This is a genomic window from Paenibacillus sp. p3-SID867, from assembly GCF_025142895.1.
Taxonomy (GTDB): Bacteria; Bacillota; Bacilli; order Paenibacillales; family Paenibacillaceae; genus Paenibacillus_AQ.
Genome location: NZ_JAMBDM010000007.1, coordinates 311803 through 334306, shown reverse-complemented (window position 1 = coordinate 334306; position 22504 = coordinate 311803). Strand labels below are relative to the sequence as shown.

Annotated in this window: 16 protein-coding genes and 1 other annotated feature; of the genes, 12 read left to right on the top strand and 4 right to left on the bottom strand. The window is 48.5% G+C overall.

Annotation, left to right across the window (positions count from 1 at the left end):
• Positions 1-33 precede the first annotated feature (33 nt).
• The 10 genes from M4D81_RS16655 (at position 34) to aac(2')-IIb (ending at position 14561) form a co-directional block, all read left to right on the top strand.
• A complete protein-coding gene (locus M4D81_RS16655; protein ID WP_260067366.1) occupies positions 34-2418 on the top strand; it encodes a polyprenyl synthetase family protein in 2385 nt (794 codons plus the stop codon).
• Between the two features lie 541 nt (positions 2419-2959).
• Positions 2960-4297, top strand: a complete 1338-nt coding sequence (locus M4D81_RS16650; protein WP_260067365.1) for an AraC family transcriptional regulator — start codon at positions 2960-2962, stop codon at positions 4295-4297.
• 114 nt (positions 4298-4411) lie between these two features.
• A complete protein-coding gene (locus M4D81_RS16645; protein ID WP_071224053.1) occupies positions 4412-4822 on the top strand; it encodes a VOC family protein in 411 nt (136 codons plus the stop codon).
• Between the two features lie 435 nt (positions 4823-5257).
• The gene (locus M4D81_RS16640; protein WP_397376700.1) at positions 5258-6493 is read left to right on the top strand and encodes an RICIN domain-containing protein; all 1236 of its coding nucleotides are present in this window, start codon (positions 5258-5260) and stop codon (positions 6491-6493) included.
• Between the two features lie 130 nt (positions 6494-6623).
• Positions 6624-8222, top strand: coding sequence for an amidohydrolase (locus M4D81_RS16635; RefSeq protein WP_260067364.1), 1599 nt, complete (start codon positions 6624-6626; stop codon positions 8220-8222).
• Between the two features lie 328 nt (positions 8223-8550).
• The gene (locus M4D81_RS16630) at positions 8551-9201 is read left to right on the top strand and encodes a phosphatase PAP2 family protein (protein ID WP_260067363.1); all 651 of its coding nucleotides are present in this window, start codon (positions 8551-8553) and stop codon (positions 9199-9201) included.
• 126 nt (positions 9202-9327) lie between these two features.
• On the top strand, positions 9328-10395 hold the full coding sequence (locus M4D81_RS16625; protein WP_260067362.1) for a hypothetical protein: 1068 nt from the start codon (positions 9328-9330) through the stop codon (positions 10393-10395).
• A 112-nt stretch (positions 10396-10507) separates the two neighbouring features.
• Positions 10508-10772, top strand: a binding site (T-box leader).
• A 198-nt stretch (positions 10773-10970) separates the two neighbouring features.
• On the top strand, positions 10971-12056 hold the full coding sequence (asd, locus tag M4D81_RS16620; protein ID WP_260067361.1) for an aspartate-semialdehyde dehydrogenase: 1086 nt from the start codon (positions 10971-10973) through the stop codon (positions 12054-12056).
• Positions 12057-12284: 228 nt separating this feature from the next.
• Positions 12285-13661 carry a Na+/H+ antiporter NhaC gene (gene nhaC / locus M4D81_RS16615; RefSeq protein ID WP_397376699.1) on the top strand — a complete coding sequence of 459 codons (1377 nt, stop codon included), beginning with the start codon at positions 12285-12287 and terminating at the stop codon, positions 13659-13661.
• A 177-nt stretch (positions 13662-13838) separates the two neighbouring features.
• Positions 13839-14561 carry a kasugamycin N-acetyltransferase AAC(2')-IIb gene (gene aac(2')-IIb, locus M4D81_RS16610; protein ID WP_260067360.1) on the top strand — a complete coding sequence of 241 codons (723 nt, stop codon included), beginning with the start codon at positions 13839-13841 and terminating at the stop codon, positions 14559-14561.
• A 100-nt stretch (positions 14562-14661) separates the two neighbouring features.
• On the opposite strand, the gene M4D81_RS16605 is transcribed toward aac(2')-IIb, so the two are convergent.
• From M4D81_RS16605 to M4D81_RS16595, 3 genes are all read right to left on the bottom strand, one after another.
• The gene (locus tag M4D81_RS16605) at positions 14662-14871 is read right to left on the bottom strand and encodes a hypothetical protein (RefSeq protein ID WP_071224377.1); all 210 of its coding nucleotides are present in this window, start codon (positions 14869-14871) and stop codon (positions 14662-14664) included.
• An 82-nt stretch (positions 14872-14953) separates the two neighbouring features.
• Positions 14954-15823, bottom strand: coding sequence for a serine/threonine protein kinase (locus M4D81_RS16600; protein WP_260067359.1), 870 nt, complete (start codon positions 15821-15823; stop codon positions 14954-14956).
• 110 nt (positions 15824-15933) lie between these two features.
• A complete protein-coding gene (locus tag M4D81_RS16595; protein ID WP_071224041.1) occupies positions 15934-16806 on the bottom strand; it encodes an AraC family transcriptional regulator in 873 nt (290 codons plus the stop codon).
• 140 nt (positions 16807-16946) lie between these two features.
• On the opposite strand from M4D81_RS16595, the gene M4D81_RS16590 reads away from it, so the two are divergent.
• Positions 16947-18512, top strand: coding sequence for a HEAT repeat domain-containing protein (locus M4D81_RS16590; protein WP_260067358.1), 1566 nt, complete (start codon positions 16947-16949; stop codon positions 18510-18512).
• Between the two features lie 202 nt (positions 18513-18714).
• The gene (locus tag M4D81_RS16585; protein ID WP_260067357.1) at positions 18715-20799 is read left to right on the top strand and encodes a DUF5054 domain-containing protein; all 2085 of its coding nucleotides are present in this window, start codon (positions 18715-18717) and stop codon (positions 20797-20799) included.
• An 81-nt stretch (positions 20800-20880) separates the two neighbouring features.
• Here the strand turns inward: M4D81_RS16585 and M4D81_RS16580 are convergent, their stop codons facing one another.
• The gene (locus M4D81_RS16580; RefSeq protein ID WP_260067356.1) at positions 20881-22344 is read right to left on the bottom strand and encodes a 4-hydroxyphenylacetate 3-hydroxylase family protein; all 1464 of its coding nucleotides are present in this window, start codon (positions 22342-22344) and stop codon (positions 20881-20883) included.
• Between the last annotated feature and the right edge of the window lie 160 nt (positions 22345-22504).

The following is a 22504-nucleotide window of genomic DNA, read 5'->3' as shown; positions in this document are numbered from 1 at the left end:
TAAACACTTAAAGAAGTTGAGGGATTCCATCATATGAATGTGGCGTATACAGACTATGCCGATACGGGATATCGGCGGGCTGAGCAGAAGGCAGCTCAGTATTTTGCATCACTTTATGTACAGGTTAAGGAAAAGAGTTATGTGCCGATCCTGACAGAGGACATTCTAGTATGGAAAAGGAAGCATATTCATCGTCCTTCATGGCTGTCTTTTTTATCGCGGGGAAAGAAGAAACCGGATAGCCGGGATTATCATAAATATATCGGCTGGCTTCATTATACAGGTGAATTGGATAATTACTTGGATCGAAGCATTTCCTATATTTATATGAGAGACCTGGGTATGGACCTGGATTCGCCTGACACGAAGGCCCGAATTCGGCGCGTTGCCCAAGATACTAAGAAACTTCTGCTTCGCTCGACCAATAGGAACGGTGGAGGTACGCCGGATTACATGAGTTTGGCCGGGCTGTACCGATGGGCCCAGAAGGAAGGCATCGAGAATGCCGTGATTTGGGTCATTAACAAACTGAAGCTCGTGGCGACCCATATCCCGGAGGAGATGGATGCGGACCAAGCTCAACGCAAATTGATTAAAATTATCGTAGGCGTTGTTATGCACGTCATCGAGGATATGAATGCCGAGACATCGCCTGCGGAGCGCTCAGCCCGCCTTGATGATGCTATCCGGCTGGGATATTCCTATGGGTTGACCTATCCTTTTATAGACGATCTGCTCGATTCAAGGGTACTTAACGCTCAAGAGAAGGAACAGTACTCCCAGATGATACGTCAGGCGCTCCTTACTGGAACGGTACCGGAGCTTGGGCAGTGGACCGGGAAGAACATGGATCTCGTTCAATTCGTTCATAAGGAGCTTCGGGATGCATTTGAGTATATTCAGGGACACCAACGCCCGGAAACGCAGCATGCTTTTTTCGAGCAGTCTAATGTATTTTTTCATTCACAGCATATTGACCGAATTAAGGATCTTGACAATCCCAATTACAGTAACGAGGAAATATATCTGCCAATCATCTTGAAATCATCGTCCTCCCGCTTGATCGTCCGTTCCGTTATCAGCGCTTCGGCGGATGAAGGCTTTGAGGACCGGACCTTCTTCTACGGTATCTACAACCAGCTGGCCGATGATTTTGCCGATATGTTTCAGGATATGGAAGACGGAGCGGTAACCCCGTATACGTACTATTTAAAATATCGCGGTCAGCGTACGGATCTTATCAATCCTTTTGAAATGTACTGGGCGGTTATTTCCCATCTCATTCATGAGGTGTATCATTCAGACGCCAAGACGCGAGAGGTGATGCTGGACCGGGCCATTAATGGCCTGAAGCGTTGTAAAGAACGGGTCGGTGCTGAGAAATATAACGATATCATGGATATTTTTGCATCCGGTAACCCGGAATTCAATCGGCTTGTCCAGCAAATGGTTCGAACAGCCGATCAGGTGGATTTCTTTGATAAGTTGCTGCGGGACCAGATGGTTACGGTGTTCCGAAACGAGCGGAAGGAAAAGGATTATTTTATCGATACCATTAAAACCGTTCGAAACGAGATAAACAACAGCTTGCAAATCGCGAAGCCCCTTGGCATTCCACCCATGAAAGAGTCGCTGATTGACGCAGCCAATTATACGCTCGAAGGGGACGGCAAACGTCTAAGACCTATCTTGACTTGGGTCATGGCGGTCAACGAATACGGTCTGCAAGCTTCCGCCATCGTGCCGCTGCTAAGGTCGCTTGAATACATGCACACCGCTTCCTTGATATTCGATGATTTGCCGTCTCAGGATAACGCCTCTACCCGTAGAGGACGACCGACCCTGCATCGGGTTCATGATAGCGCCACGGCGGAAATCACCGGCTTGTTCCTGATTCAGAAGGCTATCGAAGAACAATCATCCCTTGAAGGGTTTGATCCCCAGACGGTATTAAAACTGATTCAATATTCGTCTCAGCGAGCGGGAGATATGTGTTCGGGCCAGGCGATGGATTTGAATTCAAAAGGGAAGGCATTGTCTTTGGAGGAGCTGAATACGGTATGTTATTACAAGACGGGCATTGCCTTCGAGGCATCTCTCGTTATGCCTGCCATCCTCGCTCAGGTGAAGGAGACCGAAATTGCGACACTGAAGAAATTCGCCTACCATGCGGGCATTGCCTTTCAGATTCAGGATGATTTGCTTGATGTGCAGGGTGATATGGAGCAGCTCGGGAAACCAGGAGGACAGGATGCGGAGAATAATACATCGACCTTTGTGAGCATTTTGGGTCAGGAAGGCGCCAGTCGGGAAATGTGGGAGCATTATTGCCTGGCTATGGAGGCGCTGCAGGAGATGCCGCGCAATACGGCGTTTCTCAAGCATTTATTAAATTACATGGTAAATCGAGATCGTTAAATTGCTTCATTGTTAATGTACAATCATGAGAAAATATCCCGAGAGGAAGTGTTGGCGTGAATGCCAGCACTTTTTTTGGTTATGGCATTGGTTTAAGCCATGCTTGCTGCATGCTTGTTACAAGGATGGATTGTGCAAAGGCAGCAATTTCAGAAGAAATACAGCGTATTCCCTAAAGATATAATAAGCCCTATGATACGCTTCTTGCCAGCGACCTGCCGCCGATTGAAAGAGCGTCCCGTCTGAGCACGCCGATTCATATCATGGTTGGCGAACAAAGTCCTGAATCCATGCTGGAGATTGGAAGGCAGCTAAGCCGAGCTATTCCAACGCCATAAACACGATCCTAGAGGGCCAAGATCATATGCCGGATCCGGAATTGTTGCTGCCATTACTCTCAAGCTTTCTTCACAAGTAGTTGAAGCGGAGAAGAATAAAAGCGAGATTGTTTTTTTGATAAAAAAGTACAGTTCATGCTGCATGGAATTTGGTATGATGACCTCATAGCCAATCCACATAGAGAGGGGGCAACAGGCTTGAAATGCAGAGCGGTGAAATCGTTCAACGCGCCATTGATTATATCGAGGATCATCTGACGGAATCACTAACACTTGAGGAGATTGCCGGCGTGGCGGCCATGTCGCTGCCTAATTTATACCGTTTGTTTCATAGCCTGACGGGACACCCGATTAAGGAATACATACGTAAACGCAGAATCAACGAAGCCGCCTTATGCTTGCGGGATAGCGACTTGCCGACCATCGATATCGGGTACCGCTGCGGATTTGAGTCGTATCCGACATTCATTAAAACCTTCAAGAGACTCACGGGACAGACTCCAGGACAATATCGAAGATCTGAGGTAGTTTACAGCTTCGAACGGATGAATCTGAAAGAGCATGTAAGCTATTTGGAAGAGCGGGCCTTATCTGAACGATTTCCTGAAGTAAGGGTTATCCGTCTGAATCCTCAGCAAGGGATCGGCCATCTATTCGTTTCCGAGTATGAGGAGGGTATAGAGACCGCTGCGATCGATCATTTTCGCGAACGGTTGTCATCACACCGTATCGATCTCAATGGGCTGAGGCTCTTCGGTTGGAACGTGGACATGGAAGGTGAAACCAAGCCCTTCGGTTATCAACTGCTGGCTGTAGGCTCGATGGACCAAGCCGAGATGATGAAGCATTCGGAACTTAATTCCCTGACGCTTGAGGGCGGATTGTATGCAGTGGCCAGAACGCCATCGGTAGCGGAAGACAGTATTCAAAACACCTGGAACCGTTTGTTCTCCGAGTGGCTGCCCCGCAGTGTGTTTGAGCAAGGAAAGCATGAGTTCATTGAAGAATATGCGCTGAACCGAGATCAAATCGTTCGGATGAAGCTTTATCTTCCGGTGGAACGAAGTAAGCTGGTGAAACCTATCGAAATCGTGCAGCTGTCTTCGCATAAGGTGATGCGTTTTCGAAGGACGGGTGTAGACTGCGTCAAACAAGCGGATGAAGCATCCATTGCCTGGTTATGCCGTCATGGATTGATGGAAGTTTCGCGAATCCGCGTATTCATGCACTGTGACGGTGGACTGCTGGACGAATGCTCTGCTTATGAGGTTTATATAGCTCCTCCTGAGGATTTTCTTCCTTCCTGTGAAGAAGCAGATCTACAAGTTGAGCTGGAAGGTGGAATGTATGCCTGTCTGGAGTCAGGTGCCGCTGGCACGATGACAGGTGTACTTGAAAGAGTGGATCGATGGCTCGATATGTCAACCGAGTATAGGCCGGATCCGGGACGCTTTTGGTATGTGAGCTATTTGCCTAAAGAAGAGGCGGATCACGGGATTATCAGAGTGAAGTGTTATGTTCCTGTTCAAATCATGTCATGAGCATAAGAATGGAGGGAGTTCATGGGCCGATTACCTGTAGAAAGAGTGCGGCCTGAAGGGTATCGTCCGTTTACGACGCCACGCGTGTTAAAAATGATACATGGAGGCAAAAATATGAGCGAACAAGTGCGTGATAATCACAACCATGCAGAGGTTAGTCCGATTAAGAACAAAGTGGGCAGCATATTCATCCCGGTGCGGGATATCGAAAGGTCGCGCAGTTGGTACTGCCGTGTACTCGGAATAGCGGAAGATGATTGCCAGGTGATGAATGGTCATTTATGCCCTTTGCCCATGGAAGGAACGGGCGTGATTCTGGATACCATGCCGAAGTGGGGAGGGGATCAGCCGGGGGGAGCCCCATCCATCGATACTCCAGCGTTCATGCTGTTGACAGAGGACCTGGAAGGATCGTTAGCTTACATGAAAAAGCTCGGAGTGGAACTCGTGACGGAAATTGAACATCATCATTGGTTCGTCATAAAGGATCCCGATGGAAACAAACTTATGATATGTCGTGAATAAGTAATCCGTTTTTGAAACCATACATGAGATTACGATTTACGTAAAAAAGGGTACATCGAGCTTGGGAATGTTCCATTTACTGAAAAAACATTGGTGGGAATAACAGAATGAGATCGAGGGAGACTCTAGGCCGGGGCTTGCACCGGCTTTTTTTGATAGGATAGGATTTATGGAATATAGATATAAATGTAAAAAAATATAAATTGAGGTTGATAGTGGTATATAATGAACCTATAATGGAAATGTAAGCGCATTATTTTATGTAATATCCTCGAACAACAAGTGAAATTACCATCATAGATTGGTTGCATGGCAAATCATAGAGAACGAGAAAGAGAGGTGACACGAAGCTTAGTAGACGGTTCGCTAGAAGAACAGCTATGAGGTGCACTAGTATCCATGAAGCCTTTAATTCGATCATAATTAGGAGGGAACATGATGCTAAGAAAAGGAATAAGTGTCGTTATACTGTTTAGTCTTCTGGTCGTTCTAATGCCTGTCAACAAGGCCAATGCCGCACCGAACTGGAATTTGGTATGGAGTGACGAGTTCAATGGGACCTCGCTCAACAGAGCCAATTGGACACCGGAAATCGGTACCGGCAGCGGCGGATGGGGAAACAATGAGCTGCAGTATTATACCGAACGGGCACAGAATGTTCAGGTAACTGGCGGTAACCTTGTCATTACAGCGCAGAAGGAATCCTACGGCGGGATGAATTACACTTCTGCCCGGATCAAAACCCAGGATTTGAAGAACTTTACTTACGGGAAAGTAGAGGCGCGGATCAAGCTGCCATCGGGTCAAGGTCTTTGGCCGGCGTTCTGGATGCTGGGAAGCAATATCAGTTCGGTTGGCTGGCCGAAAATCGGAGAAATTGACATTATGGAACGGGTAAACCATAACCCTTACGTGAATGGTACCGTACACTGGGATGCAGGAGGGCATGCCGAATATGGACGAGTATCCGGCAATTTGGATTTCTCCCAGTTCCATGTCTACAGCATCGAGTGGGATTCCAAATATATTCGTTGGTTTGTAGACGGTCAGCAGTTCAATGAATTCTATATTGAGAATGGAACCGGCAATACCGAGGAATTCCAGCGCCCGTTCTTTCTATTATTGAATCTGGCAGTCGGCGGAAATTGGCCTGGAAGTCCAAACAATTCCACGCCGTTCCCATCGCAGATGCTGGTGGATTATGTACGCGTGTATCAAGACAGTGGTACATCGAACGTGATCAGTGATGGGATTTACACGATCGCTTCCAAGGCGAGCGGCAAAGTGATGGATGTTGTGGACGTCTCCATGGCAAGCGGAGCCAAGATTCAGCAGTGGACCAACTACGTCGCCAATAATCAAAGATTCAGGGTAGAAAGCATCGGAGACGGGTACTACAAGCTCACAGCCGTGCACAGCGGAAAGGTTCTTGATGTGCCGAATTCGTCCACAGCCACCGGCGTTCAGCTGCAGCAATGGGACGATAATGGATCGAATGCGCAGCGATGGAGGATCGTTGATGTTGGCGGAGGGTATTACAAACTTGTGTCCAAAGTAAGCGGACTGGCAGTCGATGTAGCCAGTGCCTCCACAGCAGATGGGGCGGTTGTCCAGCAGTGGACGGATAATGGTACGGATGCGCAGAAATGGATGTTCACCAAAATTAACTAAACTTGGACAAGCAGCTCCGTGAGGGGCTGCTTGTTTGGTTATGAAGAAGATTGGCTTAGTACTGTTCCAACTGACGAGCTGCATGCCCGTTTGGTATAATGGATGGAAAAATCCGGAGGAATCAGGAAACATGCAACCAGTTCTTTTTACGAACGGAAATCTCTTTTTACCCCATAGCGCTTCAACAGCGGATTCGATATATGTGGAAGACGGAATCATTCGTGCTATTGGAAGCGCAGCAGACCTGCGACTTCAGCTGGCGGATCGGAGGTATCGAACAGTGGATTGGGATGGCGCCTTCGTTTTACCTGGCCTGGTCGATGCGCATATGCATCTCGGTATGCATGGACTGAAGCTTGGCATGCTTGACTTCACAGAGGCGACCTCTAAGGAAGAGATGCTGGATATGCTTAGGGAAAGGGTCGCGGTTACGCAGCCTGGCGAGTGGATCATGGGGTTGAACTGGAATGAACATAACTTTCCAGACCATCAGATTCCGAGCATGCAGGAACTCGACGACGTGACTACGGAACATCCAGTCTATCTAACCAGGACCTGTTTCCATGCTTACCTGGGTAATTCGGAAGCGTTCCGAAGAGCGGGTGTTACATCAGACACGCCAGATCCGGAGTCCGGCGCTTTCGGCCGGGATGCCGATGGCCGGTTAAACGGCCGCATTTACGAGAATGCATCGATACCTTTTGCCATGGTGCAGCCGGAGCCTGATCCCGCCAGCCTGAAATTAGCGATGCTGGAGGCATGCCGTGATGCGCTGCGTTTAGGCCTTACGGCAGCTCATACGGAGGATCTCCGTTTGCTTGGAAGTGTGGAAGCAATGCAGCGGATTCATAGAGAGCTAAGAGAGGAGGGACTGCACTTTCGTACCCATCAGCTGATGTTTCATGGTTATCTTGATGAAATGAAAGAGTTGGGCCTTAAGCCGGGCAGCGGCAACGATTGGAACCGGATTGGGGCCGTCAAATTATTCGCGGACGGGGCGGTTGGCGGAAGAACGGCACTGCTGAAGGAACCTTACCATGATGCGCCTCATACAAGAGGGCTGGCTATGCATACTTTTGAGGAGCTAAGGGAGATTGTTGGCAGAGCGCATCATCTGGGCTTTCCCGTTGCTTTTCATGCGATTGGGGACGGAGCGGCAGCGTTGATGACGGATGTGCTTGAATTCTATCCATTAAGCCGGGATGCGAAACTTCCGGACCGATTTATCCATGCCCAAATTGTACACCCGGATACGGTGAAACGAATGAGTAAGCTGAATCTGGCCGTTGACCTGCAGCCCCGGTTTGTAGCCAGCGATTTCCCTTGGGTGCTGGAGCGTGTGGGCCCTGATCGGACAAGCTATCTGTATGCGTGGAAGAAGTGGCTGCGCTCCGGCCTGCCTTGTTCCGGAGGAAGCGATGCTCCCATAGAGCCGCTGAGTCCGCTGCTTGGGATTCATGCTGCAATGACGAGACGGAAGCCGGAAGAGAGACATGATGGATATCTGCCGGAGGAGAAGCTGAGCTTAACGGAAGCGATTGAATTGTTTACGCTCGGCGGCGCAAAGGCCGCGGGAGAATCAGGGCAGCGGGGAACGATAGCAATAGGGAAATATGCCGATTTTACCGTTGTGGATCGTTGCTTGCATGATGCTATGGATCCGGATGAAATGCTGAAGACGAAGATCAGAATGACGATTGTGAACGGGGAAATCGGTTATACGCAGTAACTTATCCAATCGAGCAGTCCAGCAAAGGACTTGCTCGATTTGTATTTATGGATGTTTTTTAATGACACAAAGATGGGTTATCGACTTGAGCCTTACCTGACGACATGGTATATTGTGAAGTTGCCGGCAAAATCGTCGCACAGCATGAGGGGATGATCTTAAGCAAAACGTTAGTGGAGATTAGAGAACATGTGAGTTATCCGGATTAATATTCAAACCATAGGATATAACGGCTACATCGTTGGTTCATGTGAAAAACAGGAGGCGCAATTGCGTCGTTGTTTCATATATTTAAAGAGACTGAGGAGTCGAAGAAGGGAGGAAGCCAATGAACTTAAAATGGAAGACATATCTCCCGCTGTTATGGATCCTGGCCATTCCTGTGCTTAACATTTTTTATGGGATATTGAACCATGCACATACGCCGGTAAAAAGCTTAATGACGGATCTTGACTCTGCAATTCCGTTTGTACCGATATTCATTATACCGTATCTGGTATGGTACCCTTTCATCATTATTATGCTGTTTCTGTTCTGTGCCAGAGACCGAAATGTATATTATCGAACACTGTTGACCCAGTGTATTGGACTCATCGCGTGTTACATTATCTTTTTCTTGTTCCAGACGACGGTAGAGCGGCCGCCGCTTGTAGGCACAGGGGTTCTTGACCGGTTGGTAAATCTGGTGTACAGCACCGACAATCCGTACAACTGTTTCCCAAGCATCCATGTTCTAACCAGTTACTTGATGATAAAAGGGGCAGCAGCTAGTGCAGGCTTTACGAATAAAGGTCGGGTGGCGGTGCATATCTTTGCTTGGTCGATCATTGTTTCCACGCTACTCGTGAAACAGCATGTCCTGCTGGACGTGGCGGGTGCCATCGCACTAGTTGAGATTCTGTGGTTTGGGGTAGGAAAATTATCTATAGGACACCGTGCTAAAAACCGGGGAGTTATCGTCCGCGGGGAGAATATGTAGGAGCAATGAAAGTCCGGATAGTACGATAGCCGTTTAACTTGCAAGCATTTGTACGAAATCGAACGATAAAAGCTGCGTTTATTAGGGAAAAATTCATATCATCATGTTACAGGAGAAGCCATACGAATGATGCGGAACACCGAAAAGCTCATCAGAGATTTCAAGAACAATCCCAGGATGGATGGAACGATTCTGGCTTCATACTGCCGGATCACCTCCCTGTATGGTGACCGGAATGACGCAGCCGCCTTATTCCGACTGTTTGCGGAGGAGCCTTCCGATTACAAGCGTTCCCTGCTGCTTGATCCGATTATGAGATGCGGAGATCAGGAGCTGGCAGAGGATATAGCGCGTGTTTGTTTTGATGGGAAGAAACTTAAGGAGAACATGCCTGGCGATATTTTGCATGTGCTCGGGTACCTGGACAATGACCGCATGATGGATTATATGGTGGCGTGCATAACCGCAAATGATTGGTATTTATCGAAAGCTGCCTGTATCGGCTTGATGCATCTCCCTTGCGAGCGTTATGGCGAGATATTCGCTGATGAGCTGGAGCGGGTTTACGGACAACCGCTTTTTCCCGAATTTCTCCCGGCTCTATGTTTCAAATTCACCGATGCCCGGATGGTTTCCCGTCTTATGGAGTGGGGGGAGCAGGCCTCTACGGATTGTAATGCGGGATTGATCCTGGGCATCGCTGCATTTGGCCGATCGCAACAGGCGAAGGTCCGACGTATTTTGGTGGAACCGAAATGGGAGATGGATGCAACCGGAACCGGAAGCCACTGGTGGGGTTACATGTCCATGCAAATGTCCGAAGTGACGTTCAGTCAGCTTATTTCGGATATGTTGGATATCATGCCGCTGGATTTACATAAGGGTGAGACGTTAGAGGTAGAGACGTTGATCGTTCACGGCCTGCAGGTGCTGCATGATTTGATGGAAGTGAAGCTGAGTGATGATCTTCATCCCCTCCGTTTTGCTGCGACGAATAATGAGCGGTTCTCCGATCTTTACGCGCAGTTGTTCCAATGGAGCAACGAGTATGAAGATGATTCCATGATAGGCCGGATCCAACAAGTTTTGGGATACGATCACCCGGTGGTGAATCAATACATATTATTAAGAACGAGGATGGAAATGGCGATCGGCCGGGAAATGGAACTGGAGGCACTGCGGCTTCAGCCATAAAATGGTTCCGACAGGTATGGATCGATGGAACAGCTCATGAAATCAGCCGGGTTTTCCGAAAATTTAATAAATAAGGTTTACCGCCGAAATGGTTTTATATATAATAATCATAACAAATGCGATGAAGAGACGAGTAAATAAACGAATTCTTGTACAGAGAGCTCCGGCAGCTGAAAAGGGGCAAAGCGTTCTTTATTGAAAAAAGACTCAGAGCAGCACATGGAACCCTCATTGAGAGGCGGATGGTGTGCCAGGAGCTCCTGTTATAGAGCTAGAGTATCTGCATTACCGGGTAATGCCGTACTCGATGAGGCGAATATGGTGACATATTGGCAAATTTGGGGTGGTACCGCGAGTATAACAATCTCGTCCCTAAGACTTATGGTCTTGGGGGTGGGATTTTTTTGTTACATCAAAAGAAATATGATGGTTCAATGTAGGATACCTACACGAATCTCGCCGGTTTGAATAGTTATCTAGAAGAAGCTCATTTACTGCATGCTTTTGTCCGTACGGTAGATCCAAGTCGATGTATGGGGAACATGACGCCACTATTGAAAGGATATGAGTAACGAATGTCTGAAAATCTTAAAGTCGGTATTGTCGGTGGAACGGGTATGGTCGGTCAACGTTTTATGCAACTGCTGGATGGGCATCCATGGTTCGAAGTCACTTCCATTTCTGCCAGCAAAAACTCAGCCGGCAAAACGTATGAAGAGTCGGTTCAAGGCCGCTGGAAGCTTGCCACGCCAATTCCCGAGAAGGTGAAGGGCATTATTGTGCAGGATGCTTCACAAGTGGAACAGGTAGCGGCAGAGGTTGATTTTGTATTTTGCGCGGTTGATATGAAGAAGAATGAGATACAGGCATTGGAAGAAGCCTATGCCAAAACGGGGACGCCCGTCATTTCCAACAATTCCGCCCATCGCTGGACGCCTGACGTTCCGATGGTCATTCCGGAAATTAATCCGGGTCATATTGACGTGATTGCCGCGCAGCGCAAACGTCTGGGAACGACAACCGGTTTCATTGCCGTGAAGCCAAATTGCTCCATTCAGAGTTATGTACCGGCGCTTCACGCTTTGCTTGATTACAAACCTACCCAGGTTGTTGCCTCCACCTATCAGGCAATTTCCGGTGCCGGTAAGAACTTCACCGATTGGCCGGATATGCTGGACAATGTGATACCGTACATCGGCGGGGAGGAAGAGAAGAGCGAGCAGGAGCCGCTGCGCATTTGGGGCAGCGTTGTGAACGGTGAGATCGTGAAAGCCCAATCGCCATTGATTACGACGCAATGCATTCGCGTACCCGTAACCGATGGTCACTTAGCTACCGTATTTGCATCGTTCGAGAACAAGCCTTCAAAGGATGAAATTCTGGACCGCTGGCAGCAGTTTAAGGGAAGACCGCAAGAGCTGAATCTTCCAAGTGCGCCGAAGCAGTTCATTACGTATTTCGAGGAAGAGAATCGCCCGCAGACGAAGCTGGACCGTGACATCGAACGCGGCATGGGCGTATCGGTGGGCAGATTGCGCGAGGATTCCCTCTACGATTACAAATTCGTAGGACTCTCGCATAATACGCTGCGCGGCGCGGCTGGCGGAGCTGTTCTGATCGCCGAACTGCTGAAAGCCGAAGGTTACATTCAAGCGAAATAATATCGATACTCATTAAGAAAAAGGCGACTGCTTGATGCAGTCGCCTTTTTGTGGTCATTGTTCAAGGTTCGTACATTGACGAAGTTCGTGTTTATCGTATATAGTGTAATTCGCGCTTCAATGCAAAAAAGCAAAGAAGCCGAAAAGCATAAAAGCGAAAAAGTTCATCTATATAGACAAGGACGGGAAGAAGCCCTGTCACGACCAAGTATAAGGAGTCTTAGCACCATGGAACGACATCTCAGTTTCTCAAAAAGCATCATTCTTATTGTGTTTATACTGGCAGTACTGTTTGTCTCTATCTTTCTTCTTAAGGCAGAGCCGCATATACCGCTTTTGGCAACAACCGTGGGTATCGCCTCCTTGCTGCGGTTGTTCGGGTTTTCCTGGAAGCATCTGGAATCCGCTATCATTCAAGGCATTCAAACGGCGATTATGCCGATTCTCATCCTTTCGCTCATCGGCATTCTGATTGCGGTATGGATGATGAGCGGCACCGTCCCGACCATTTTATACTATGGAATGGATTATATTGAACCGCATTATTTTGCCGTGAGTGCGTTATACGTGACCATCGTGGTGTCGATGTTTACCGGAAGCTCCTTCACGACGGTCAGTACGGTTGGCGTTGCCTTCATGGGAATTGCTGTAACAACCGGGATTTCGCCGGCACTGGCAGCAGGAGCGGTGATCTGCGGAGCTTGCTTTGGGGATAAAATGTCGCCGCTGTCCGACACAACGAACTTTGCTCCGGCGGTCGCCGGCATATCCTTGTTCACCCACATTGGCAACTTGATGTACACTACGGTGCCGGCCCTGATCGTGACAACGATCTTTTTCCTGCTGGCACCAACGGCGAATAGCCTGGATTTAACATCGATTATTCAAATCAAGGCTGCACTGAGCGACGGATTCCAAATTCATTGGCTAACACTGCTATCGCCGCTTGCGGTCATTGCCTGTTCCATCAAGCGGATTCCGATCCTCCCTACACTCATTGTCGGCATTGTTACCGGACTCATCGTAACGGCCTTCGTTCAGGAGCAGACGGCAGTCGATGTCTGGTTCAGCGTCATGCAGAGCGGTTACAAGAGTACAATCGCCAACGAAACCGTTGCTTCCATTGTCAACCGCGGCGGATTGCAATCGATGATGGGGTCCGTATCACTGATATTGATTGCGTTATCCTTGGGAGGGCTGCTTCAGCATTGCGGCGTCATTGAAGCCTTCTTCCGCAAAGTCATGCAGCCGCTGAAGCGGAAGAGCAGTATCGTTCTGATGACCGGGGCGTCCGCGATTGCAGTCAACGGCATGACGGGTGAGCAGTATTTATCGATCCTTTTGCCTGGTCAAATGTTCAAGGAGGAATATGTCCGCCGAGAACTTCCGGCGAAGACGTTGTCCCGTACATTGGAGGATTGCGGTACGCTTGTTAACCCACTGATTCCATGGGGGGTAAGCGGTGCTTTCTTCGCTGCTACGCTTGGAATTCCGGTCATTGAATATGCGCCGTATGCAACTTTCTTGTGGTTAAGCCCGCTCTTTACATTTGCCTATGCCTTGATACCGCGATTACAGCGGAACACGCTGGGCAGGAAGATCTAAGGATAACCGAATAAACATGGATCCTCAGTTTGACCTTGCTTCCCGGATAGGGGAGACAGGGTCTTTTTGATTAAAGCGATTTATACCCAGCCTGTTCTTCGATACAACTGATATGATGGAAAGTGGTGATGTGCAGCCTACATCGCGGATTCATTCTTACCGGGAGGGGATATTAGCATGAACCATAGGAAAGGTAACGAGCCAACCGCTGCGGCACTGATGGAATTGCATGTTCGGGCGATGTTTACGCATGACGGGAATATGCAAATTCGCACCATCAACGAGCCTTGGCCGGGAGAGGAGCTTGCCCCGAGGTTTTTCATGGGTCGAACGATAGACGGCTCTTCGATCTGCAGGTTTCGTCATGATGTTCCCGAAGGAATTGCCGGGCAATTGAGGGCTTTGGTTGAAGATGAGCCTATCGTTACTGAAGAGGTTCTGACGAGGCCTAAACATTTTGCAGCTTATATGAACCTCCTTCGCGCTGAGCACTATACGAGTGGACCTTGTTATCGGATACCTGATCAAACAACGCAGGCCAAACAGACGGTAAGGATCACATCGGGAAATATTCGCGAATATTCGCTCACCGGTTTTGAATGGCTGACCACGGAAATTGATTATGACCAGCCTTGTGTTGCGCTCATTCATGAGAATAGGGTGGTGTCGGTTTGCCGCAGCGTCCGGATTACTGAACGAGCTCACGAAGCTGGGCTTGAAACGTCAGAGGAATTTCGTGGAAGAGGTTATGCGGCTGCTGTTGTTGCCGGATGGGCCATAGAGGTGCAAAAAATGGGCGCGCTGGCGTTGTACAGTACTTTATGGGGAAATAGCTCTTCCCGGAGAGTAGCAAATAAATTAGGGTTGTCCTATTACGGAGTTAACTTCACGATCAGTTGACATGCTGGGCAGCGTAAACACCTTACTGTATGAAGCCATAAAGAAATCCCTCAATAAAGTTGAGGGATGAAGTGAAGTACTCCATGATGATGTTAAATGATTAGCTCGAGCTGCCTCTTCTGTTCTTATAATAGCCATGACCTTGGTTGCCATGCCTGTGTTTGTAATCGGATGAGGAGCCTTTACGACGCGAATAGCCATGACTGCTGCTGTATTTTCTTACATAATTCTTCGCGGAACTGCTGTAACGCTTACGGCCATGACTATGGGATGTAGAGTGGAGAAGCTTATTCATGATCTTTCTTAACATGCGAAAACATCCTCCTTTCTTGTTCGTCATCATTCCATATAATTTAATCGGATCGTAACATAAATGAAACCCCATAATCAAATTAAAGGCTGCCCTTCTTATCAGAGGGGCAGTCTCTTGCATTAGCGAGCGACTGCAGCTCGTGCATGAACTGCAAAGGACTTGAGTAAGGTTCACTCAATTGCATCAAGCGTTTAATCATGTTCTGCAGTCCAATCGAGAGATGAAGTTCTTCCTGCCAGCTTCGCTCCACGGCTGCGCCCCGGTTGTGATCCGGTTCGTAGGTAGAATAGAGCATGAACAGCATAAAGTGACCGATGTCCCGGAGATCCTCGTTTTCCTTCGATTCCTTATATTGAACAGAGGACGCCGAGCTGTCTGCTCTGAACTTTTTCCGTACAGGTACTGGGAGCGGAGGGGGCTCACCAATCCTTCTCGCGAGTCCAAAATCAATAAGTTGGATCCTGCCATCCTTAAACAGTACGTTCGGAATCCGCAGATCAAGATGAACATAGCCTTGGTCGTGTATGTATCGGACCAGCTTCAGAAGCTGCAGCGTGATCTCGATGCATTCGTCTTCTCCGTATTTCATGTCTTGTTCAAATATTAAATCTTCAAGCGTATCACCGTTCATATAAGACATGACCAGATAAGTATGGCGGTTGTCCGTGAAAAAATCCCGATATACCGGAATTTGCGGATGTTGGAGAGAACTTAGTATCGCTGCCTCACGGTTCAGCAATTCTTTGGCGTAATTGCCTTTGCTGGGTCTCGACTGTTTAACAGCGACCACGTTCCCGCTCTGTTGATCCTTGCATTTATAGATGATGCCGTAACTTCCTTCTCCAATCCTCTGTTGAACAGTGTAACGATTTCCCAGAACCGTATTTTCTTCAGCCGGGTAATCCCGCCAAGCGTTTATAAAGGAGCTAAAGTATGAGAATAAGCGCATATCGATTCCAATCTCTCCCTTGGGTCCGTTTGATCTTCCGGAGCAAGTGCTATTCCTATTTATCGTACATGATAAGTTTAACTAAAGATAGTTCAGCTAACTGCCGGGTCTCAATCGAGATTCATCCGATCTTTCCGATACTCCAGCGGCGACAGGCCGTTTAGCTGACGGAACAGCTTCGAAAAATAATGGATGGAAGAGAAGCCGTGCTTCTCGGCAATGTCCGTAATGCTGATGTCCGTATTCCGCAGATCCTCCTTGGCCCGATTGATTCGGAACTGGTTAATGTATTGGATCGGCGGCAAGCCTGTCGATCTTTTGAACAATTCGAAAAAATAACCTCGGCTGATTCGAAGCTCATCGTAATACGATTCCAATGGCCGCAGCTTGCCGTGCAGGATATCCTGATCCATTCGCTCCAGAAGCTTGTTCATTCTGTGATCGGGAATCACCTCATCCTGCAATGCGAATTCAAGAAAATACTCGATGAATTGCAGGAACTGACTTTGTGTTTTTACGCTTCGCATATAGGTATGCTCATTCTCAAACTGGTTCCCGGTATAGAACTTTTCAAACAGATCGCTCCATACTTTGATCTTCTCAACCCTCATATATTCTGGAATGGCGTAAGGAAAGGCAGGTCCTACATAGGAAGGAATCAGTTGGGCAATGTCATAGCAGATCACGCTGGGGTGATCGGCCAAAGCCCGGCGGTCCACATAAGACCAATCAAAATAACAGCAGACATGTACCATGGGATCTTGGTTGTCCGCTATCCAATCATGCGGCTGTCCTGCCGGTATATACACCAGTGAACCCGGGTCGGTACGGTACGTGCGTCCACAGGTACGAACGATGCCCTTACCTTCGGTAATTAGATAAAGCGATGACGAATAGCAGTGCCGGTTGCTATTGCTTTGTCCCTTGGAAAAGGGGTACCTAGTGGCATACAGCACGTAGGGATGGAAGGCGGCAAAATCCACGTGTTTATTTCCACATCCTTTAGGTAATTTCGATATTTGCATGACGATTGTACAAAAGCCTGACGTTTATGTAAATACAGTCATTTAGCCTCTTGCTATACTAATTCTGAAATTAAAACATGCAGAGGAGGGGAAATAAGATGTCGGACAGTCAATATCTGTTGACGGATGAACAAATGGTGCATTTTATTACTAAGGGCTATGTGGTACTGCGCAACGAGTTGCCGGATCAGCTTCACGCTTCCGTCAGGGATAAATTGAATGTGGTATTGCATGAAGAAGGTAATCCCGGCAATAACATTCTGCCCCGTGTGCCCGAGATCCAGCAGTTCTTCGAAACGCCAGTCGTTAAGGGGGCTTTGACCAGTATACTCGGCCCGGATTACTATATGCACCCGCATCGGCACTGCCACTACAATCAGCCTGGAAATCCATTGCCGGGAGGGGGGCAGTGGCATAAAGACGGTTATTGGTCCAGCATGCGCAGCCACCGACCCTGGTGGGCGATGATTTTTTATTATATGCAGGATATCACCGAGGAAATGGGACCAACGGCCATCATGCCAGGTACTCCATATTACGAAAAGTTTATAGGCGATCAAGGCGAGACGCTGCTGCCGACCGGGAAAGCGGGAACGATGGTACTGGTGCATTTTGATTTATGGCACAAAGCTTCGCTGAACGTATCCGACATGGATCGATACATGTTAAAGTTTCAATTCGTCCGATTGCGCGCGCCCGAATCGCCAAGCTGGAATCATCAAGAGAAAGAAATGAATCTCAATAGCGGCGGAACACCTTACGTGCATATGAATCTATGGAGGGACATATGGAAGTGGTTGCGCGGCGAACCGGGTCAGGAGAACCTCTCGGCAGCAGGAGACGAAGCCCAGATCGAGCAATTGGTTAAAGAATTAAAATCCGAGGACGAGGTCATTCGCGCCAGGGCGGCGGATCAAGTTGGAATGTTAGGAGAGAAAGCCGCTTCCTTGGCTCCAGAACTGGGCCGAATGTTGAATGATAAGGAACCGGTAGCCTTGAATGCCGCTTATGCGCTTGGCAGATTGGGGTTTGCAGGGATTGATGAATTGATTCACCGCATTTCCGAAGGAACAACGCAAATCGCGCAGAGAGCGGCTTACGGGCTCCAAGGTGCCGGGGCGAAAGCCATTCCGGGACTGCTATCGTTGCTGGAACACGCCAATGAAAAGTGCAGAGCGCTCGCCGTATTCATACTCGGCATGATCGTACCGCCGTCGCATGAGGCGGTGTCTGAACTGAAAGCTTGCTTACGCGATCCGAGCGAATGGGTTCGGCGAAATGCAGTCGAAGCGATGGGCATGATCGGGAGTGATGCCGACGATGTGTGCCTGGCCTTGGCAAACGTATTGGAAGAGTCGCTTCTGCAAGAGGAAGACAGAGGAACTATTGGAATCGATGATACGGACATCAGCCAGCAGAGTTATATCATGAATAAACTCGGATATACTGCGGCTTTGTCACTGCTCCGTACCGCCAAGGCATCTGATGTTCCCATCGTGATCCATTCGCTTGAGCAAGCGCTGCACAGCAAGGATCGTTATGTAAGGGCGTATGCCTTCGAAACGCTTACCCATCTGCGGACCCCTGAAGCGGTTGATGTTTTGATTCGATATTATCGACCGGCCAGATGGTGTCCGGATACTACGAAGGCGAGCACTTTTTAATATCCGCTAAGGTCCGAAGCCTCTTGTTCCTAATGGGAATGGGAGGTTTTTTAGTATGTCTGGTCTTCAATCTGATTTACGATCAGGTGTCCTTATTTTGCAAAAGCAAGACCCTTTCATGCAAAGACTTGTTCGTTGCACTCTTGTAAAATGGGCTCAAAGTTCGTGGTTAGCCATTTATGGTGGAAAGGGGCAGTCAAGCATGACAGCATCAATCAAAAGAGTTCATGTCGTATTTAAGACCCATCTGGACATCGGGTTTACCGATTTGGGAAAGAACGTAATCGAGCGATATATGGAGCATTTCATCCCCCAGGCCTTGGAGCTGTCTGAACAGTTGGCTAACGAAGAGGGGAATGCAAAATTCGTATGGACAACCGGCTCGTGGTTAATCCATGAATTTCTGCAAACGTCTTCTTCTGAGATGCGGGTGCGTATGGAAAAAGCCATTGAGGAGGGACGAATCGTTTGGCACGGACTGCCGTTTACGACGCATACGGAAATCATGGATGCCCGGCTATTCGAATTCGGAATGTCCCTTTCGGGCGACTTGGACCGAAAGTATGGAAAATCCACGATCGCCGCTAAAATGACGGATGTTCCGGGCCATACTCTTGAAATGGTCCCTCTGCTGGCAGAACACGGCATACAATATTTGCATTTGGGCGTTAATATGGTATCCAAGAATCCCAAGGTGCCGGAGATATTCGTATGGCGCGCTTCCGATGGCTCGGAGATCATCGTCCATTATGCGGATAGTTACGGTAAACCGTTTCACATGGAAGGGCTGGAAGATGCGTTGTATTTTGCCCATACCCATGATAACCATGGTCCATCCACGCTAGAGGAGATCCGTGCATTGTTTGAACAGTTGGAGCGGGATTATCCCGGGGCGGAAATCATGGCCTCGACACTTGATGCATTTGCCCAGCGACTGCGTACCGTCAAAGATCGATTGCCAGTCGTGAGTGAAGAAATTGGGGATTCATGGATACACGGGATTGCCTCGGATCCTTGGAAAATCGCTCACTACCGTGAATTGCTAAGGCTTCGGGATCGCTGGCTCGAATCCGGTCAACTGGATAAGGACAGCGAGGCGTACGCTCGATTCTGCAACCGTCTGATGTTGATTCCCGAGCATACCTGGGGGCTGAACAATTCCGTCTATCTCGCCGATTTTGTTCATTATTCCGCCACGGATTTAGCCGCTGCAAGAGCACGGGATATCGTAGAAGACAATACATTGAGAAAATATGACTACCTATGCCAGCAGGCGAGTGATACCAGGTCGTACAGCCATTACGAGAGCTCTTGGCAGGAGCAGCGGGATTATCTTGAAGAAGCCGTTCAGTCGCTGCCGAAAGCGCTGGCAGCTGAAGCGAGAATGGAGCTGGATCGGATGAGTCAGCATGATACCGTCCAAGACTCGGAGCCGATGCAGTGCAAGCAGACGATTGAAACGAACGAGCATTACGAATTAGGGCAGTTTCAGGTAAGCTTCGCTGAAGACGGCTCGATCAACCGATTGATGGATCGATCCGGGAAGGAATGGGCGAACGAGCATCAGAGGCTTGGCACTTATAGGTATGAAACCTTCAGCAAAGAAAACTACGACCGTTTCTTTAAGGAATACATGACCAATCTGGATATCCATCATGGCTGGGCGGACAACGATTTCGGCAAGCCGGGAATCGAGTATGTCAAACCGCGGCCGGAGCATCGGCAGTATACCGCCTCCTTGCGGACCCTGCATCTGGAGAGGTACGCCGATTATGATATCGTAACTGCCGAACTGAAGCTGCCTGAGAATCTCGGCAATCAGTATGGAGCTCCACGCATACTGAACGCGATCTATACGTTCCATGCGAATGAGCCCGTCATTGAGGTAAGTCTAAGCTGGAGGGGCAAACCAGCCTGCCGTCTTCCGGAAGCAAGCTGGTTTTCGTTTGCGCCTCTTGTGGATAATCCTAACGCCTGGAAGATGGATAAGCTCGGACAACGCATATCTCCGTTATTCGTCGTAAAGGACGGCAACCGGAACATGCATGGAATCAACGCGGGCTTATATTATGAGGGGGCGGACGGAACGGCGGCCATTGAAACCTTGGACGCGCCGCTTGTTTGTCCGGGGGAGCCGCGGCTGCTGCAATTTGACAATACGTATGCTTCATTGACCGGAGGATTTCATTTCAATCTGCACAACAACGTATGGGGTACGAACTTCATGATGTGGTTCGAGGATGATATGAACTATCGGTTCAGATTGAGCCTGCACTCTCATTCGTGAGTCATCTGATCATGAAACAAACCGAAAGATGTGAGTTTATAACTCGCATCTTTTTTATTGTTGGATCATCCCCCGGTCAAGCTATGAAGAAGGTTTCTCTCGGGAAAGAAAATCGCTTATCCTGCTCCGAAGCTGCTCATGCTGTTCAAAATGGTTATACATCCGATAGGCAGCCGTCTGCGCATTTCCGAAGAAGAATCGTTCAAACTGGGTTTGGCGACCACCGAACGAGCTTGCGCCAAGCTCCCATGCAAGCCTGAACAATGCGATGCGATTCCGAGCATCCGTCGTTGCCCCTTTTAAATATTGATTAAGGTAGGGGCCTGACTCCGATCGAAAATCCAATTCGGAAGGGATCATAATCAGGCCGCTGGAGCCTAGCAGTTGAATCATCTCTACCATCTCGGGATAGAATTTGGGGAAGAGGATGCTGGATGCGATAAGAGGACTGGCAGCTGGTACGAGATATCCAAATTTATCATGGCTGGCGCCCTGTTCGGAGGCCAGTCTTAATGCCTTGAAGGTTTCCAGAAATGTAATCACTTTCGAAACATTCGAGACCATATGGGGCTCGAGTCCAATGTTCTGTTCATCCGCCAAGGATTCCAGCAAGCCGAGCATGAATTCGGTTTTTACGATAAAACGGACGGCCATTTGATGGGCGATATGCGTATGAAAGTGACTCTCGCCGAATAAACGTCCGGCGTAAGTCTCGTCCCCGTAGTAAAATATTCGATCATGAGGGACCAGCACGCGGTCGAAGATAACGAGCGTATCCATCTCTTCGTATCTGGCGCTCAGGGGATAATCATAGGAAGAAGTGGCACCGTAGCTTTCACGGCATACAAAAGTCATCCCCGGTAAATCGTTGGGAACCGCAAATGCAAACGCAGAAGGATTTACATCCTGGGACATCGTTGGCGAAGGGGTCGGGAATACCAGCATTTCTTCGCAAGTAGCCCCTTGTGTGGCCATCAAGAAGGCTCCGCTTATAATCATTCCTTCATGATTCATCTCGACGACTTTAGCCGCGATAGCGTCTTCAGCAGCATCCTGCTGACCGGACATTTTACATGCATAGGGCTGGATGAAGGCGTGAGATAATGTAATATCGTGATCACGACAGTACTTATAATAGTTCCTGAGATTTTCCGCATATTTCGGATGATGTTCCTCCAGTATATCGGCAGCGGAATATAGGGACATGATTGCAGTGTTCATATAATCGGGAGAGCGGCCTAAAAAGCCGTGATGCCGCCTCGCCCATAACTCCATCATGATTCGGCGTTTCTGCAAATCCTCAGCATTCTTTGGCGGGAGAAAAGACAAGCCTACCCGTTCCCCCGAATCGGGTGAGGGGTAAGTCAATTGTTCGATATATCTTGCGTCACATTGCATATCGTATAGATCGGCCTGGGTTTGAATAAGACCTTGAAATGCAGGATGTTCGGATAAAGGTCCCTTGATAGGCTCACCTTTATACCAAATATTGATATTTTGCCGGTCAATCCGTTCGATATACTGCTTTCCCGATTTAATAGGCACGTTGTTCACCCCATTTGCAAAAATCATAAGCTAACGAACCTGTCTACTGCTGTTAATGTACGTGCTTAGTCCACACGGAGTACATTGTCCGTCGGAACCAACGGAAAATATGCGGTTGTACCTCAGAATTTCAAGTCAGGAAGTGCACAAGAGACAAAAA

What these genes read in the sequence shown, in the direction of transcription:
- M4D81_RS16655 (WP_260067366.1), top strand. Translation starts at nt 34, where the DNA reads ATGAATGTGGCGTATACAGACTATGCCGATACGGGATATCGGCGGGCT.
- M4D81_RS16650 (WP_260067365.1), top strand. Translation starts at nt 2,960, where the DNA reads ATGCAGAGCGGTGAAATCGTTCAACGCGCCATTGATTATATCGAGGAT.
- M4D81_RS16645 (WP_071224053.1), top strand. Translation starts at nt 4,412, where the DNA reads ATGAGCGAACAAGTGCGTGATAATCACAACCATGCAGAGGTTAGTCCG.
- M4D81_RS16640 (WP_397376700.1), top strand. Translation starts at nt 5,258, where the DNA reads ATGATGCTAAGAAAAGGAATAAGTGTCGTTATACTGTTTAGTCTTCTG.
- M4D81_RS16635 (WP_260067364.1), top strand. Translation starts at nt 6,624, where the DNA reads ATGCAACCAGTTCTTTTTACGAACGGAAATCTCTTTTTACCCCATAGC.
- M4D81_RS16630 (WP_260067363.1), top strand. Translation starts at nt 8,551, where the DNA reads ATGAACTTAAAATGGAAGACATATCTCCCGCTGTTATGGATCCTGGCC.
- M4D81_RS16625 (WP_260067362.1), top strand. Translation starts at nt 9,328, where the DNA reads ATGATGCGGAACACCGAAAAGCTCATCAGAGATTTCAAGAACAATCCC.
- asd (WP_260067361.1), top strand. Translation starts at nt 10,971, where the DNA reads ATGTCTGAAAATCTTAAAGTCGGTATTGTCGGTGGAACGGGTATGGTC.
- nhaC (WP_397376699.1), top strand. Translation starts at nt 12,285, where the DNA reads ATGGAACGACATCTCAGTTTCTCAAAAAGCATCATTCTTATTGTGTTT.
- M4D81_RS16605 (WP_071224377.1), bottom strand. Translation starts at nt 14,871, where the DNA reads ATGTTAAGAAAGATCATGAATAAGCTTCTCCACTCTACATCCCATAGT.
- M4D81_RS16600 (WP_260067359.1), bottom strand. Translation starts at nt 15,823, where the DNA reads ATGCGCTTATTCTCATACTTTAGCTCCTTTATAAACGCTTGGCGGGAT.
- M4D81_RS16590 (WP_260067358.1), top strand. Translation starts at nt 16,947, where the DNA reads ATGTCGGACAGTCAATATCTGTTGACGGATGAACAAATGGTGCATTTT.
- M4D81_RS16585 (WP_260067357.1), top strand. Translation starts at nt 18,715, where the DNA reads ATGACAGCATCAATCAAAAGAGTTCATGTCGTATTTAAGACCCATCTG.